The sequence below is a fragment of the Mesorhizobium sp. P2_F7 genome, from assembly GCF_056403695.1.
Genome location: NZ_JBFUFA010000008.1, coordinates 132,069 through 148,124, shown reverse-complemented (window position 1 = coordinate 148,124; position 16,056 = coordinate 132,069). Strand labels below are relative to the sequence as shown.

Annotated in this window: 15 protein-coding genes; 4 read left to right on the top strand and 11 right to left on the bottom strand. The window is 64.5% G+C overall.

The window, feature by feature from the left end; genetic code table 11:
• Positions 1-6 precede the first annotated feature (6 nt).
• Genes AC1DZ8_RS24015 through AC1DZ8_RS23985 form a run of 7 tightly spaced genes read right to left on the bottom strand, consistent with a single transcriptional unit; the run spans position 7 to position 8,239 of the window.
• Positions 7-699: a response regulator transcription factor gene (locus tag AC1DZ8_RS24015; RefSeq protein ID WP_477305265.1), complete on the bottom strand. Its 693-nt coding sequence runs from the start codon at positions 697-699 to the stop codon at positions 7-9.
• Positions 696-3,446 carry a DUF4118 domain-containing protein gene (locus AC1DZ8_RS24010; RefSeq protein ID WP_477305267.1) on the bottom strand — a complete coding sequence of 917 codons (2,751 nt, stop codon included), beginning with the start codon at positions 3,444-3,446 and terminating at the stop codon, positions 696-698. The genes AC1DZ8_RS24015 and AC1DZ8_RS24010 overlap by 4 nt, the downstream gene beginning before the upstream one ends.
• Positions 3,447-3,505: 59 nt before the next feature.
• Complete coding sequence (gene kdpC / locus AC1DZ8_RS24005; protein WP_477305268.1) at positions 3,506-4,069, bottom strand: potassium-transporting ATPase subunit KdpC; 564 nt, start codon at positions 4,067-4,069, stop codon at positions 3,506-3,508.
• Between the two features lie 12 nt (positions 4,070-4,081).
• Positions 4,082-6,175, bottom strand: a complete 2,094-nt coding sequence (gene kdpB, locus AC1DZ8_RS24000; protein WP_477401733.1) for a potassium-transporting ATPase subunit KdpB — start codon at positions 6,173-6,175, stop codon at positions 4,082-4,084.
• Positions 6,172-6,387, bottom strand: a complete 216-nt coding sequence (locus AC1DZ8_RS23995; RefSeq protein WP_477305272.1) for a hypothetical protein — start codon at positions 6,385-6,387, stop codon at positions 6,172-6,174. The genes kdpB and AC1DZ8_RS23995 overlap by 4 nt, the downstream gene beginning before the upstream one ends.
• An 8-nt stretch (positions 6,388-6,395) precedes the next feature.
• Positions 6,396-8,099: a potassium-transporting ATPase subunit KdpA gene (gene kdpA / locus AC1DZ8_RS23990; protein WP_477305274.1), complete on the bottom strand. Its 1,704-nt coding sequence runs from the start codon at positions 8,097-8,099 to the stop codon at positions 6,396-6,398.
• A 50-nt stretch (positions 8,100-8,149) separates the two neighbouring features.
• Positions 8,150-8,239 (bottom strand): K(+)-transporting ATPase subunit F, encoded by a 90-nt coding sequence (locus tag AC1DZ8_RS23985; RefSeq protein WP_023669708.1) that lies wholly within the window; start codon positions 8,237-8,239, stop codon positions 8,150-8,152.
• Between the two features lie 402 nt (positions 8,240-8,641).
• Here AC1DZ8_RS23985 and AC1DZ8_RS23980 point away from each other — a divergent pair, with 402 nt between their 5' ends.
• Entirely contained in the window at positions 8,642-10,432 is a 1,791-nt protein-coding gene (locus AC1DZ8_RS23980) for an NAD(P)/FAD-dependent oxidoreductase (protein ID WP_477305276.1), read from the top strand.
• A 185-nt stretch (positions 10,433-10,617) separates the two neighbouring features.
• On the opposite strand, the gene AC1DZ8_RS23975 is transcribed toward AC1DZ8_RS23980, so the two are convergent.
• Positions 10,618-11,853, bottom strand: coding sequence for an amidohydrolase/deacetylase family metallohydrolase (locus tag AC1DZ8_RS23975; protein ID WP_477305278.1), 1,236 nt, complete (start codon positions 11,851-11,853; stop codon positions 10,618-10,620).
• Between the two features lie 43 nt (positions 11,854-11,896).
• Entirely contained in the window at positions 11,897-12,262 is a 366-nt protein-coding gene (locus AC1DZ8_RS23970; RefSeq protein ID WP_477305280.1) for a RidA family protein, read from the bottom strand.
• Positions 12,263-12,447: 185 nt separating this feature from the next.
• Between AC1DZ8_RS23970 and AC1DZ8_RS23965 the strand changes: the two genes are divergently transcribed.
• Complete coding sequence (locus AC1DZ8_RS23965; protein WP_477305282.1) at positions 12,448-12,933, top strand: hypothetical protein; 486 nt, start codon at positions 12,448-12,450, stop codon at positions 12,931-12,933.
• Positions 12,934-12,950: 17 nt separating this feature from the next.
• Here the strand turns inward: AC1DZ8_RS23965 and AC1DZ8_RS23960 are convergent, their stop codons facing one another.
• Both AC1DZ8_RS23960 and AC1DZ8_RS23955 read right to left on the bottom strand, forming a co-directional pair.
• Complete coding sequence (locus AC1DZ8_RS23960; RefSeq protein WP_477305284.1) at positions 12,951-13,205, bottom strand: DUF982 domain-containing protein; 255 nt, start codon at positions 13,203-13,205, stop codon at positions 12,951-12,953.
• A 133-nt stretch (positions 13,206-13,338) separates the two neighbouring features.
• Positions 13,339-13,569 carry a hypothetical protein gene (locus AC1DZ8_RS23955; RefSeq protein ID WP_477305286.1) on the bottom strand — a complete coding sequence of 77 codons (231 nt, stop codon included), beginning with the start codon at positions 13,567-13,569 and terminating at the stop codon, positions 13,339-13,341.
• Between the two features lie 146 nt (positions 13,570-13,715).
• Between AC1DZ8_RS23955 and AC1DZ8_RS23950 the strand changes: the two genes are divergently transcribed.
• Together AC1DZ8_RS23950 and AC1DZ8_RS23945 are read left to right on the top strand one after the other, a co-directional pair.
• Positions 13,716-14,357, top strand: coding sequence for a glutathione S-transferase family protein (locus tag AC1DZ8_RS23950; RefSeq protein WP_477305288.1), 642 nt, complete (start codon positions 13,716-13,718; stop codon positions 14,355-14,357).
• A 138-nt stretch (positions 14,358-14,495) separates the two neighbouring features.
• Positions 14,496-15,998, top strand: coding sequence for a helicase HerA domain-containing protein (locus AC1DZ8_RS23945; protein ID WP_477305290.1), 1,503 nt, complete (start codon positions 14,496-14,498; stop codon positions 15,996-15,998).
• Positions 15,999-16,056 lie beyond the last annotated feature (58 nt).

Genomic DNA, 16,056 nt, shown 5'->3' with positions numbered 1-16,056 from the left:
GCCCGGTCACTCAACTTCGCGCAGCCGATACCCGACGCCGGTTTCGGTGGTGATGTAGCGTGGCTGATCGGGCGACTTTTCGATCTTCTGCCGGAGCTGGCGGACATAGACCCGGAGATACTGCACGTCGGTCGAATCGCCCCACACCTGCTTGAGCAGGAAATGGTGGGTGAGAACCTTGCCGGCGTGCTGCACCAGAATGCGCAATATGTCGTATTCCTTCGGCGACAGTTTTATCTCCTTGCCCTCGACCTTGACGATGCGCTTGACCAGATCGACGCTGAGATCGCCGGTGTGAAAGACCGGCTTTTCGCCCTGCTGCTGGAATTTGTGGCGCAGCGCGACGCGGATGCGGGCGACCAGTTCGTTCATGCCGAACGGCTTGGTGATGTAGTCGTCGGCGCCCAGTTCCAGTGCGGCGACGATGCCGGCCTCGTCGGTGCGGCTGGACAGGATGACCACGGGCACGTCGAGGCCGTCGTCGCGCCATTTGCGCAAGAGGTCGAGGCCGCCCATGCCGGGCAGGCCGAGATCGAGCAGGATCAGATCCGGCTTTTGCGTATCGACGATCTCGATCGCGGCCCTGGCGTTGGGCGCCTCGCTGACCGCATAGCCCTGGCTGCCGAGGCCGACGCGCAGCAGTTTGCGGATCGGCGGTTCGTCATCGACCACCAATATGCTGACGTTGGAATTTGTCATGCCGGATCACCAGATGTTTGCCCGTCCGCGCTTTGCCCGTCCGCACTCTGTTCGTCCATGCCGGGCGATTGTGCCGGCCTCGGCATGCGGATGGTGAAGACGGCGCCCGGGCGGTCGCTGCGGTTCGCCGCCGTGATCGTGCCGCCCATCGCCTCGATGAAGCCGCGGCAGATCGACAGGCCGAGCCCGGTGCCTGCCTGGACCTGGTCGCGCTTGCGCACACGGTAGAAGCTGTCGAAGATGCGCTCCAGGTCTCCGGGTGGAATGCCCGGTCCTTCGTCCATGACCTGCAGCACGACGGAGCCATTGTCGACCCAGCCCTGCAGCCGGATCGTCGATCCGGTCGGCGCGTATTTCGCGGCATTGTCGAGAAGGTTGAACAGCGCCTGCTCGAACAGGACGGGGTCGAGCTTCAGCATCGGCAGATCGGCCGGAATGTCGATCTCGGTCTGGTGCCCGGCAGTGATCTTGCGCGCCCGCTGCAAGGCCGAGCCGACGATGTCGCCGACATAGTGGAGAGCGAAATTCGGCTCCATGGCGCCGGATTCGATCTTGGTCATGTCGAGCAGATTGGCGATGAAGCGGTTCAGCCGTTCGGATTCGTCGAGCACGGTGGTCAGCAATTCGGCACGGTCGTTCTCGGGCAATGAGGGTGCATATTCCCGCAGCGTTCCGGCCGCGCCCATGATGGCCGCCAGCGGCGTCTTCAGATCATGGGAAATCGAGGTCAGCAGCGCCGAGCGCAGCCGGTCGGCCTCGGCCGCCAGCTTGGCGCGGTCGACGTCGGCGACAAGCTGGATGCGCTCGATGGCGACTGCCGCCTGGTCGGCCAGCGCGTCGAGCAGGCGCTGCTGCTCGGGCGTCAGCAACGGTCCTTGCTTGTCGTTGTCGAGACCGACGACGCCGATGGCCGTGCGGCCCGTGCGCAAGGGCAGATAGAGGCGCTTGGCGCCGGGCAGCGTGTCGGCGCCACGGCCGGCGGCGCGGTTGTGCTCCCAGGCCCAGCGGGCGGCGGCGATGTCGGCTTCGGCCAGCGTGTCATCAGGTGGATAGCCAGCCTTGACGGTGATCGTGCCGTCTTCCGGCAGGAGCAGCACCACGCGCAGTTTCAGCATCGAGGCGATCTGGAAAGCGGTGGCCCACAGCACGTCGTCGAGCGTGCCGGCGCCGGCGAGTTTTTTGGAGAAGAGGTAGATGTCCTCGGTCGCCCGGGCGCGGGAGCGGGCGGCGACCGCCTGGCGCTGCACGCGCGCCGTCAGATTGCTGGCGATGACCGCAACGACGAGGAAGACAGCAAGCGCCACAATGCTCTCCGGATCCCGGATCGTCAGCGTGTAGCGCGGCTCGAGGAAAAAATAGTTGAAGGCAAGGGCGCTGGCCACGCAGGCATACAAGGCCGGCCACAGACCTCCGGCCACCGCCGAAGTCAGCACCCCGATGAGAAAGATGATCGCGAGATTGCGAACGTCGAGAAACTGGTCGAGCAGGACGGCGAAGCCGAGCGAGCCGGCCACGAAGGCCGTCGCCTTGAGATAGGGCCAGACATCGAACTGCCATTGCTCGTCGGCCGCCTTGACGTTCCTCGAAGCCGCCTCGTTGCCGCGTTCGGTTCCCGAAATGACATGGACGCTGATGTCGCCGGCATTGCGGATGAGATCGTAGGTCAGCGAGCCTTCGATCAGTTCGCGCCAGCGCGACCGTGTCGGCCTGCCAACGACGATGTGGGTGAAGTTGTTGGCCGTCGCATGGCGCACAATGTCCTGGGCAACGTTCTGGCCCGGAATGGTCGTCACCTCGGCGCCGAGCTGCTCGGCCAGCCGCAGCAGTGCCGCCAGCCGGTCCTTCTCCTCCTCCGACATGGCGGCCGAACGCGGCGTGTCGACATGCAGCGCCGTCCAGGGCGCGCGCAGCCGGTCGGCCAGCCGGCGCGCATAGCGGATACGGGAGGCTCCGCCCGGACGCGCGTCGACGCAGACAAGAACCCTTTCGCCTGCCGCCCACGGGCCCTGGATGGCGTGCGACTGCATGTGGTTGAGCAACTGCTCGTCGACGCGCTGGGCGGTGCGGCGCAGCGCCAATTCCCTGAGTGCGGTCAGATTGCCGGGCGAAAAATAGTTCTCGACCGCGCGTTGGGCGGTGTTGGGGAAATAGACCTTGCCTTCCTTCAACCGCTTGATCAGGTCGTCGGGGGTGAGGTCGATGATCTCGATGTCGTCGGCCTGGTCGATGATGGAGTCCGGGACCGTTTCGCGCACCCTGACGCGGGTGATCTGCGCAACGACGTCGTTCAGGCTCTCGACATGCTGGATGTTGAGCGTGGTGTAGACGTCGATGCCGCGCGTCAGGAGTTCCTGGACGTCGAGATAACGCTTGGGATGGCGGCTGCCCGCCGCGTTGGTGTGGGCAAGTTCGTCGACCAGCACCAGCGCCGGCCGGCGGGCGAGAATGGCATCGATGTCCATCTCGTCGAGAACGCGGTCCTTGTAGTCCACCTTCTGGCGCGGGATGACCTCGTAGCCTTCGACCAGCGCCAGGGTTTCCTTGCGGCCGTGGGTTTCGACGATGCCGATCACCACGTCGACGCCGTCGGCCAGCCTGGCGCGGCCGGCCATCAGCATTTCATAGGTCTTGCCGACGCCGGGGGCGGCACCGAGAAATATCCGCAGACGGCCGCGCTCTTCCCGCTCCGCATGCTCGAGCAGTGCGTCCGGAGAGGGTCTGTTGTCGTTGCTTCGGTCGTCCGGCATTTGACCCTAGATATGGATGGTACCGGGGATTGAGTCGATCCCCGGTATCTCGTCTCTCATTACTTGGTATCGTCCAGCGCTAGGTTCAGCGCCAGCACATTGACGACCGGCTCGCCGAGGAAGCCGAGCTCTCGGCCTTCGACATGGCTGTCGACAAGCGCCTTGACCTTGGCTTCGTCGAAGCCCCTGGCCTTGGCCACCCGGGCGACCTGGAAATAGGCGGCCTCGGGGCTGATGTCGGGGTCGAGGCCGCTGCCGGAGGTGGTGACCAGGTCTATCGGCACCGGCTGGTTCGGGTTCTCCGCCTTCAGCTTTTCGGTATCGGCCTTGATGCGGTCGATCAGCTTGGGGTTGGTCGGGCCGAGATTGGAGCCGCTGGATGCCGCGGCATTGTAGCCGTCGCCGGCAGCCGAAGGGCGGCCGTGGAAGTACTTGTCGCCGGCAAAGCCCTGGCCGATCAGTTCGGAACCGATGACCTTGCCGTCCCTCTCGATCAGGCTGCCATTGGCCTGGTGCGGAAACAGCGTCTGGGCGATGCCGGTCATGCCGAGCGGATAGATCAGGCCGGTCAGCACGGTGAAGAAGACGATCATAATGATCGCGGGTCGTATCTGGGTGAGCATGGACGTGTTTCCTTAAGCGAGGCCGAGGCCGGTGACGATCATGTCGATCGCCTTGATGCCGACGAAGGGAACGATGATGCCGCCGAGGCCGTAGACCAGCAGGTTGCGGCTGAGCAGGGCGCCGGCGCCGATGGCGCGGTATTTGACGCCTTTCAGCGACAGCGGGATCAGCGCGATGATGATCAGCGCGTTGAAGATGATGGCCGACAGGATGGCACTCTGCGGCGTCGCCAGATGCATGATGTTCAGCGCCTGCAGCGGGCCGGTGGTCTGCCCCGGCGCGACGTAGAAGACGGCGAACATCGCCGGGATGATGGCGAAGTATTTGGCGACGTCGTTGGCGATCGAGAAGGTCGTCAGCGAACCACGCGTCATCAAGAGCGCCTTGCCGATCTCGACGATCTCGATCAGCTTGGTCGGGTCGGAATCCAGGTCCACCATGTTGCCCGCTTCACGCGCGGCCACCGTGCCGGTGTTCATGGCGACGCCGACATCGGCCTGGGCGAGTGCGGGTGCGTCGTTGGTGCCGTCGCCGCACATGGCGACCAGCTTTCCCTTGGCCTGTTCGTCGCGGATCAGCTTCAGCTTGTCCTCGGGCGTGGCCTGGGCGAGGAAGTCGTCGACGCCGGCTTCGGCCGCGATCGCCGCCGCCGTCATCGGATTGTCGCCCGTGATCATCACGGTACGGATGCCCATCTTGCGCAGTTCGGCAAAGCGCTCGCGAATGCCGCCCTTGACGATGTCCTTGAGGTGGACCACGCCGAGCAAGCGCCCGTCACGCTCGACCGCCAGCGGCGTGCCGCCAGCCTTGGCGATCTCGTCGGCGATCGCCTGGAGATCCTTGACGGTGTCGCTGCCGGGGCGCGCGCCATGGGTGGCCGATGTCGACTGGTTGACATAGGCGAGAACCGAATCGACGGCGCCCTTGCGCACCGACGAGCCATCGATGTCGACACCGCTCATGCGGGTCTGGGCGGTGAAGGGCACGAAGGTGGCATGCAAGGTCGCCATGTCGCGGGCGCGGATGGCGTATTTCTCCTTGGCGAGCACGACGATCGAGCGTCCCTCCGGCGTCTCGTCGGCCAGCGAGGCAAGCTGCGCGGCGTCAGCCAGTTCCTGCTCGGTGACACCTTTGACCGGGCGGAACTCGGTCGCCTGGCGGTTGCCGAGCGTGATGGTGCCGGTCTTGTCAAGCAGCAGCGTGTCGACGTCGCCGGCGGCTTCGACGGCACGGCCCGACATGGCCAGCACGTTGAAGCGCACCAGGCGGTCCATGCCGGCAATGCCGATGGCCGACAGCAGGGCGCCGATGGTGGTCGGGATCAAGGTGACGAACAGCGCGACCAGTACGGTCACCGAGATGTAGCCACCGGAATAGGAGGCGAAGCTCGGGATCGTCGCGGTGGCGAGCACGAAGATCAGCGTCATGCCGACGAGCAGGATGTTGAGCGCGATTTCATTCGGCGTCTTCTGGCGCGCCGCACCCTCGACCAGCGAGATCATGCGGTCGAGGAAGGTGTGGCCGGAAGCGGCTGATATGCGCACGCGGATCCAGTCGGACAGAACCTGCGTGCCGCCGGTGACCGCCGAACGGTCGCCGCCGGATTCGCGGATGACAGGCGCGGACTCGCCGGTGATCGCCGCCTCGTTGACCGAGGCCACGCCTTCGATCACTTCGCCGTCGGACGGGATGATGTCGCCGGCTTCGACCAGCACGATGTCGCCGACCTTCAGGCTGGTGCCGGGCACCAGCTTGAACTTGGAGCGGTCATCCCCGGCAAGCAGCTTGGCTTGCGTCTCGGTGCGCGCCTTGCGCAGCGAGTCGGCCTGCGCCTTGCCGCGGCCTTCGGCGACGGCCTCGGCGAAGTTGGCGAACAGCACGGTGAACCACAGCCAGATGATGATCTGCAAGGTGAAGCCGAAATCGCCGCCGCCGGTGAAGCGATCCCTGATGAACAGGACCGTGGTCAGCAGCGAAACGATGGCGACGACGAACATCACCGGGTTCTTGATAAGGGTACGCGGGTCGAGTTTCCTGAAGGCGCCGCCGATGGCGGGCCACAGGATGCTGGCATCCATGATGACAGCGGATTTGGACTGGCTCATTTGGTGGCTCCAGTATCTGGAATGTTGGCCGGCACCGAGTGGTCGGATGCCGAAAAGAGGTGCGGCGGCCCATAGGCCAGCAGCCAGATCACGATCATGACTGCCGCGAGGCCGAGGAAGGTGGACACGCTGGGGAAGGGAGGGGGAGGATCCTCCCCCTCGGTGCCGGCTCGCGGCCGGCCCTTCCTGCGTTTTGGGTTGAACCAGGGCATCACGAGCCTCAGAAGGTCTGTCCGTTGATCGAAGCCAGGTGCTCGACGATCGGTCCGATCGCTAGGGCCGGGAAGAAGGTCAGGCCGACGACGATCAGGATGACGCCGACGAGCAGGCCGACGAACAGCGGGCCATCGGTCGGAAAGGTGCCGGCCGAGGCAGGCACGGTCTTCTTCGCCACGAGCGAGCCGGCAATGGCCAGCGCCGGGATGATGACCAGGAAGCGGCCCATCAGCATGGTGATGCCAAGCGTGATGTTGTACCAGGGCGTGTTGCCGGAAAGGCCGCCGAAGGCCGAGCCGTTGTTGGCCGCTGCGGAAGTGTAGGCATAGAGAACCTCGGAGAAGCCGTGCGGACCGCCATTGACCATGGAGGCGACGGCGCTTGGCAGCACGACGGCGATGGCGGTGAAGGTCAGCATCGCCAGCGGCAGGCACAGAATGGCGAGCATCGCCATCTTGACCTCCTTGGCCTCGATCTTCTTGCCGAGATATTCCGGCGTGCGGCCGACCATCAGGCCGGCGACGAAGACGGCGACGATGATGAACATCATGATGCCGTAGAAGCCGGCGCCGACCCCGCCGACGATGACTTCGCCGAGCTGCATGTTGACCATCGGGATCAGGCCGCCAAGCGCAGTGAAGCTGTCATGCATCGCGTTGACGGCGCCGCACGAGGCGGCTGTGGTGATGACCGCGAACAGGGCCGAAGCGGTGATGCCGAAACGGGTCTCCTTGCCTTCCATGTTGCCGCCGTCGATGCCGAGCGCATGAACCAGCGGATTGCCAACAGCTTCGGCCCAGTAGCAGATGGCGACGCCGGCGATGAACAGCACACCCATCGTTGCCAGGATCGCCCAGCCCTGGCGCTGGTTGCCGACCATGCGGCCGAAGACGTTGGTCAGCGCTGCACCGAGCGCGAAGATCGTCACCATCTGGATCAGGTTGGAGATCGCGTCCGGGTTCTCGAAGGGATGCGCGGCATTGACGTTGAAGAAGCCGCCGCCATTGGTGCCGAGCATCTTGATGGCGATCTGCGAGGCGACGGGTCCGAGCGCGAGCGTTTGCTTGGCGCCTTCCAGCGTGGTGGCGTCGACATACGGCCCCAGCGTCTGCGGCATTCCGAGCCAGACATAGACCAAGGTGAGCACGATGCAGAGCGGCAGCAGGACGTAGAGCGTGCAGCGGGTCATATCGACCCAGAAATTGCCGATCGACTTGACCGAATGCCGGGCGAAACCGCGGATCAGCGCCACCGCAATGGCGACGCCGACAGCCGCCGACATGAAGTTCTGCACGGTGAGGCCGGCCATCTGCACGAGGTAGGACATCGTGCTTTCGCCGCCGTAATTCTGCCAGTTGGTGTTGGTGACGAAGCTGACGGCGGTGTTGAAGGCGAGATTGGGCTCGACCGCTGTCATGCCCGCCGGATTGTAAGGCAGGACGCCTTGCAGGCGCTGCAGAAAGTAGAGCACCAGGAAGCTGGCGAGGCTGAAGAAGATGATGCCTGCCGAATAGGTCGTCCAGTGCTGCTCTTCGCGTTCACTGGTTCCCGAGATGCGATAAAGGCCGCGTTCAACCGGGCCAAGTATGGGCGAGAGAAAGGTGCGATCGCCGTTGAAGACGCGATACATGTAGCCGCCGAGCGGCTTCACCAGCAAAACGACGATCCCGCAATAGACGAGGATCTGTATCCATCCGTTGAGAGTCATGAGAATAGCTTTCCGTGCCTTGCGCTAAAGTGGGTCGCGTTTGGGAGCGATCAGAAGCGTTCTGGGCGAACGAGGGCGTATGTCAGGTAGACGAGCAGGAACAAGGTCACGCCGCCACCGAGGATGTAATCGACAAGCATGGTGTGATCCTTCGGCTTAAAGAGCGTCGCAGGCTTTGATGTAGGCGAGGGAAAGTGCGAAAAACAAAACTTCGAGCCCGATGACGACGATGTCCATTGTGTTGGTCCTTGCTGCTGCTTGTACTTGGGCGCCATTGGTTGGTGGCCAGAAATTCCACGAAAACGACCCGCCGTATCTCAAAGGATCGCGGCGTCCGGAGCGTTTTGCTTACAGTGGAATATGGACCCGATCGCCATAAAGGTTCGAGACGGGCCGCGGAGGAAAGATATAAAATTCCTATAAAGATTTCGCGCCAGCAGGCTCGATCCCGGGTCGCTCAAAAACCGATGCCTTGATATCGCGGCCCCTTGCGGAGGCGCCGTCTTTCGAAACAATGAGAGCGGGAAACAAGGGAAGAACAGATGCTCGACATGGCACCATCGAAACAAGCGTCGACATGGCTTTCCGCCCTTGAACGGGCGCTCGAGGCGGATGATGCCGAGACTGCCACCAACCTGTTTGTCGACGACTGCTACTGGCGCGATCTGCTGACCTTCACCTGGAACATCACGACCATGGAGGGCCGCGGTGCCATCCGCGAGATGCTGCAGGCCACGCTGGCGGTTGCGAAGCCTTCACACTGGACCCTTTCAGGAGATGCGACCTCGCACGAAGGCACCATCGAAGCCTGGTTCACCTTCGAAACGTCTGTCGCGCGCGGCGAAGGAATCCTGCGTCTCAGGGATGGCCGCTGCAGGACCTTGTTTACGGCGATGCGCGAGCTGAAAGGGTTCGAGGAGCAAAAGGGTCCGGCGCGGCCGCTCGGCATCCGCCACAAGGCCGATCCCGATCGCGAAACCTGGGCGGAGGCGCGGGCGCGCGAGACCCGCGACCTCGGCGCCATAGAGCAGCCCTATTGCCTGGTCATCGGCGGCGGCCAGGGCGGCATCATGCTCGGCGCGCGGCTCAGGCAACTCGGCGTGCCCACCATCATCATCGAGAAGAATGCGCGCCCCGGCGATTCCTGGCGCAACCGCTACCGCTCGCTCGTGCTGCATGATCCGGTCTGGTACGACCATCTGCCCTACATTCCGTTCCCCGAGAACTGGCCGGTGTTCACGCCCAAGGACAAGATGGGCGACTGGCTGGAGATGTACACCAGGGTGATGGAGCTCAACTACTGGGTCGCCACCAAATGCGTCAGCGCCAGCTATGACGAGGCCGAGAAGGTGTGGACGGTGGTGGTCGACCGCGTCGGCCGGCACATCACGCTGAAGCCGAAGCACATCGTCTTCGCCACCGGCGCCTACGGCCCGCCTCGTCCGATCGCGCTGCCGGGCTCAGAGGTCTTCAAGGGTGAGCTGCTGCATTCCAGCCAGTATGCCAGCGGCGAGAAATTCCGAGGAAAAAAGGTCGCGGTCATCGGCGCGGCAAGCTCGGGGCACGATGTCAGCGTCGACCTGTGGGAGAGCGGCGCCGCTGTCACCATGATCCAGCGGTCGCCGACAACGGTGGTGAAATCCGACACGCTGATGGAAGTGGGTTTCGAGATCTTTTCGGAGAAGGCGCTGGCGCGCGGCATCACCACCGACAGAGCCGATTTGATCGTTGCTTCGACACCGTTCGCGCTGGTGCCGAAGGGCCAGCGGGACCTCTACGCGGTGATCAAGGAACGCGACGCCCACTTCTACGACCGGCTGCGCGCTTCAGGCTTTGCCATCGATTTCGGCGAGGACGAGACCGGGCTGTTGATGAAGGCCTACCGCACCGGCTCCGGCTTTTACATCGACGTCGGCGCCTGCGAGCTGATCATCAATGGCGAGATCAAGGTGAAGAGCGGCGTCGGCATCAAGTCGCTGACACCGACGGGTATTTTGTTCGACGACGGCAGCGAGTTGGCGGTCGATGCGATCGTCTCGTGCACCGGGTATCAGTCGATGAACGAGACGGTGGCGGCCATCGTCTCGCGCGAGGTCGCCGACAAGGTCGGCCCATGCTGGGGCCTGGGCTCCGGTGTCAAGGGCGACCCCGGACCGTGGCAAGGCGAATTGCGCAACATGTGGAAGCCGACCGCGCAGGACGCGCTGTGGTTCCACGGCGGCAATCTGGCGCTGTCGCGGTTCTATTCGAAATATGTGGCGCTGCAGATCAAGGCGCGGATGGAGGGGATTGCGACGCCGGTTTATGGGAAGGTGAGTAATGCGGGGCGGTGAAGCGGCCGATCTCCCCCCTTGTGGGCGAGATGTCCGGCAGGACAGAGGGGGGCGCTGTCCCGCCGACGTCTCAGCTGACTAGAAATGCACGTTAGCCGCTCTTGATTGATCGCTGAACGCCGAAGGTTAGCGTTCCTTCGCGCCCCCCTCTGCCCTGCCGGGCATCTCCCCCACGAGGGGGGAGATTAGCTACGCCCGAAATGCCGTGCCGCAACTTCGACATGCGTGTGCGGCGCATGCGGCGCATGCGGCTCGAACCTCTCCGTCTCATTGTGGTCTGGCGTCTCGTTCGAATACCAGACACCGCCGATGGCGATGCCGTCCGAGGTCAGCCGCTGGTCAGCGACGAGCGCCGCACCTACGGCGTCGACGAAGGTGAAGCGGCCGGAGGTTAACCGCAGCACCGCGACATCGCCGACACCGCCCACCCTCAGCGTACCTAGCTCCGGCCTGGCGATCGCCTCGGCCGGCCTTTGCGTGGCAGCGCGTAGCACTTCGGTCAGCGGCATGCCGAGCGCCATCAGTTTCGACATGCAGACCAGGATGTCGAAGGCGGGGCCGTCGACGCAGTAGAGATGCACGTCGCTCGAGATCACGTCGGGTGCCAGGCCGTCAGCCAGCATCGCTTTCGCCACCGCAAAGTCGAACGAACCCATGCCGTGGCCGATGTCGAAGATGACGCCGCGCTCGCGCGCCAGCCGCATGTCCGGGCGCACGGCGCCTGAGGCGAAGACCGGTGCGTTGGGGAACGGGCGAAAACAGTGGGTGAGGATATCGCCGCGGCGCAGGCGCGGCAGCACTTCAGAGCGGCCGGGCGGCGGCTCGTCTATATGCGCCATCAGCGGCAGGCCGGCCTGATCGGCCGCCTCCAGCGCAAGGTCCACCGGCGCAATGCCGCTGGTGCCGCCGGCGTGCTTGCCGGAGCGCACCTTGACGCCGACGACGACGTCGGCGTGCTCACGCACCGCGGCCACCGTCTCGCGCGGCTCGCAGAGCCTGAGATCGCTGCATTCGCCGACCGAGACCGTCTGCGAGAAGCCGAATATGCCGGCAAAGGAGATGTTGACGTAGGCCAGGATGCGCACCTTCGAGCGCTCGATGACGTGGCGGCGAAAGCCCAGGAAATTGCCGGCGCCGGCGCTGCCGGCGTCGATGAAGGTGGTGGTGCCGCTCTTGGCCGCCAGCCGGTCGGCGTCGACGCCGAGCGACGTGCCGCCCCAGTAAACGTGACTGTGCAAATCGATGAGGCCGGGGGTGACGATGCAATCCCTGGCGTCAACGACTTGTGTGGCGTGCTCGGCATCGATGGCGGCCTCGATGGCCGCGACGCGGCCGTCAGCGATGGCGACATCGCGCACCGCGTCCACGCCCGAGGCCGGATCGATCAGGCGGCCACCCTTGATCAGGAGATCGAACTGCATCGGCGCCTGCCTCCGTGTCTTGTCTAGGATATGCCTCGGCTTATCAAAGCGGCCGGTAGGCGACGGCCTCGACCTCGATCTTGATGTCGATCATCAGCCGCGATTCGACCGTGGTGCGGGCCGGCGGATTGCTCGGGAAGTGCTTGGCGTAAACCGCATTGAAGGCGCCGAAGTCGCGCGCGTCCTCGAGCCAGACTGTGGTCTTGACGACATCGTCCATGGTGCAGCCGGCCAATGCCAGGGCTGCCTTCACATTCTGCAACACCTGCTCGGTCTGCTCGGTAATGCCGCCCTTGACCACGATGCGGTCGGCATCGACCGGCACCTGGCCGGAAATATAGACGAAATCGCCGGCGCGCACCGCCGGCGACAGCGGCACATGCGATGTTCCAAAACACTCTTTGGGCAAGGGGAAGCTCCTGTTCTGACTTGGCGGATCACGCTGCGGTTCAATTTCAGCCGACCGCTCTACGCCTCTCCCCGTGATCCTCATAGGGGGCTTTTGGGAAAGCAACATTTTTCCAGATGCGTGTTGCTTTATCGGGGGACCGCCAGCATCTTGCGCCTCGCATTTTCCCGACAGGAGATTTTTCAATGACCTTCGACAAGAACCCGTTTCCGGAAGGCGACGCCGATCGTCACGCGCTCTGGGAAATGCTGGTGCGGCGCGACATCGACGCCTTCATCGGCCAGGACTGGTCGATGGTCGAGGATGATTTCATCGCCGACAGTTTCTTCGGCATGCACGCGCATTTCCTCAATGACGCCGACGCCTGGCGGCTGCAATTCCCGAGCCTTGCCGTCTATCGCGACGAGTGGCTGCGCCAGGCCAAGGAGACAGCGGCGACCAAATTCGCCGAGCCGCTGCGCGAGGCGCTGTTTCGCGTCACCAACATGCGCGACATCGATGTCGACGGCGACCGCGCGGTGCTGCACAAGAAGTTCAATGGTTCAGTGACCAAGGCCGATGGCAGCGTCGACAGGCTGAAGTGGCAGACGCTGTATTTCTGCCGGAAAGTGTCGGGACGCTGGAGGATTGCCGGCTTCGTCGGCTACATGCCACACCCCTTGGGGAGTTAAGGCGCAGCCAGGTGCGCCTAATGCCGCCCTTCGCGCACGACCAAATGCGCTTCCCGGGCCGCGGCGGTCAAGGCGCGGCGCGCCGTGCCAACCGCGCGGCGTTGTTCCATCGCATCCATCATCGCTTTGAGGGCGGACCGGTATTTCGGGCCGCGCTCTTCGTCCGGCCATCCGTCGACCAGCATGGAGGCTGCCTGAACCGTTCCGGTAACGGTGAGACCGCTGCCTTCACTTTCTATGGTCACGGGAACGTCGAATTGTTCATCGCGCATTGACGCTACTCCTGGAACTCAACTCTTTGTTTTTACTCTTTGTTTTGACGCAATTCCGGACGGAAAACCGCTTCCTGGAGTTGCTCGAACTTGAAGACGTCAGAAACGGCGCAATGCCCGTTTCGTTCCAGCGTCACTGCTGGCGGTGGTCGAACACAACCGCCATGGTCTTACCAATTGCGGCCATGACGATCAGTTCGACCAGATCGTCGTCGCTGTCCACACAGGTCGGATCCATCCGACGGATGGCGTCGAGCGCCGCTCTGGTCGAGACGGTGTCGCCGGCGCGGAATTTTGAAAGCACTGAGGAAACAAGATTTTGTGCTGTCAGATCGATGACAGGTACACTCGATACTGCGTTCATTGGCTTCCTCCTGCCAAGAACCCTCTCCCAAGCGAATGATACGCCGAACCGCGGTTTGCGCCAGCGGAATCGTGGTCCGACCAGATTGCCGAGCGGGCACGTTTGCGTGTTTGATAGGATCGGGCCAACAACGTCCATGGACCGACATGAAACTGTACTTCAGCCGCAATCCCAATCCGCGCCTCGCGGTCGCAACGGCGCGCCATCTCCAGGCCAAGGTCGAGTTTGAGTTCGCGGCACCTTTCGCACCGGGGCAGGCGGAGCGTTTCCGGTCGCTCAACCCGAACCTTTCCATCCCGATCCTGACGGGATCATGGGGCAGCTTGTGGGAAGCCGACGCCATAGCCTGCAAGCTGTCGCGCGAGTCGGGTTCGGATTTCTGGCGCAGCGGCGACGACCAGCCCGACATGATCCGCTGGCTGAGCTGGGGCAAGGAGAATTTCGTCCGGGCCTGCGACACAGTCCATTTCGAGCGCGGCACCAAGCAGCGCTACGAGATTGGCCCGATCGACCACGACAAGGTCGAGGAAGGGCTGGCGGAGTTCCATAGGGCAGCGGCGATTCTGGAGGCTGAGCTTGCCCGGCGGGAATGGCTGGTCGACGGTTCGCCTTCCTATGCCGATTTCCGCATGGCGACATTCCTGCCCTTCAATCAGGTCGCCGGCCTGCCGCTGGGCGACTATCCCAGCGTTTTCGCCTGGTATGGCCGGCTCGAAGCCATCGACGCCTGGCGCGATCCCTTCGAAGGGCTGGATGCGCCGCATCTGCCGCCGGTGAAGCCTGCTTGATGCAACCTCCCCCTGGGGCAGGCAGGCTCAGGTGTGGCGCTTTGGCAGCATAGGTGTGGAACACCGGGACTGTTGCCTTCGCGCGCTCGACGGCTTGCGGTCAGGTTGATAAGCCCTCTCCTCAAGGAGAGTCGTGACATGACCGTAGCCATCGAGATGGGACAGACGACGGCGGGTGCGCCGGCGGCGCTCGACCTCGAGGAGCTGCTGGCGACGCGCCTTCTGGTGCAAGGCAATTCCGGCTCCGGCAAATCGCACCTTTTGCGGCGGCTCCTGGAGCAGAGCGCGCCCTGGGTGCAGCAGACCATCATCGACCCCGAAGGCGATTTCGTCTCGCTGGGCGACCATTACGGCCATCTCGTCATCGATGCCGAGGAGCACACCGAGCGCGGTCTGCAGGCGGCCGGCGAGCGGGCGCGCATCCACCGCGTCTCCACCGTGCTCAACCTCGAAGGGCTCGACGCCGAGAACCAGATGCGGCGCGCCGCCGCCTTTCTCGGCGGCCTCTTCGAAGTCGCCCGCGAGCACTGGTACCCGATGCTGGTGGTGGTCGACGAAGCGCAATTGTTTGCACCCGCCGTGGCCGGCGAAGTTTCCGACGAGGCGCGCAAACTCTCGCTCGGCGCCATGACCAATCTGATGTGCCGCGGCCGCAAGCGCGGCCTGGCCGGCATCATCGCCACCCAGCGGCTGGCCAAGCTCGCCAAGAATGTCGCGGCCGAAGCCTCCAATTTCCTCATGGGCCGCACCTTCCTCGACATCGACATGGCGCGCGCCGCCGACCTTCTCGGCATGGAGCGGCGCCAGGCGGAGGCGTTCCGCGACCTTGAGCGCGGGCACTTCATGGCGCTTGGCCCGGCGCTGTCGCGCCGTCCGCTCGGCGTGCGCATCGGCCAGACCGAGACGAGCCCGCGCAACGGCACGCCGCGGCTGATGGCGATGCCGGAATCGGCGCTTGAGGACGCACGCGCCATCATCCTGGCGGCGCCGCCGCCCGAGACGATGCGGACGCCGCGCCGGGTCGCATCGCCCGACCTGCTCGACCAGCTGATGGCGGCGAAGTCGGCGGCGATGGAAATTCGCCCCGAACCGGCGGAACCGGAAATCAGCGCCGAGGATCTGGCCGAGCGGCGCGGCCGTGTCGACCGCGTGCTGCGCGCCGTGCTGGCCGAGCCCGATGCCGGCTTCCGAGTCATCGGCGTGCTCTACCAGGAGTTCGTGGTCCGCTGCCGCATTGAGGGCCTCGCTTCGGTGGTGCCGGACTTGACCGAATTCCGCCGCATGCTGACGCGCGCCCGCGCCGGGCTGGGCGCCGACATGGCAGGCGACGACGCCTGGCAGGACGTTTCCGTCCGCGCCTCGCTGCTGCCCGAGGACATGCAGGGCGTGTTCATGATGATTGCGCGCGCGGCGAAGGAAGGCTGGCCGTGCCCGAGCGACGCGGCGATCGCGCGCGCCTACGGTTCGCACTCGCTGCGCCGGGCCCGGCGGCTGCTCACCTATATCGAGGAGCAAGGCCTCATCGTCTGCCAGCTCGACGGCACCGGGCGCCGCACGGTGACGCTGGTCGAACTCGCCTGGGCAACGGCGCCGGGCGACCCCAATGCCGTGGAGGCGGAGCAGGGGAGCCTTGCGCTGTAACTGGCGCGATGGGTCGGCGCTGCTGAACAAGATGTGTTTCGCCGTTCGGCGCGCGGCG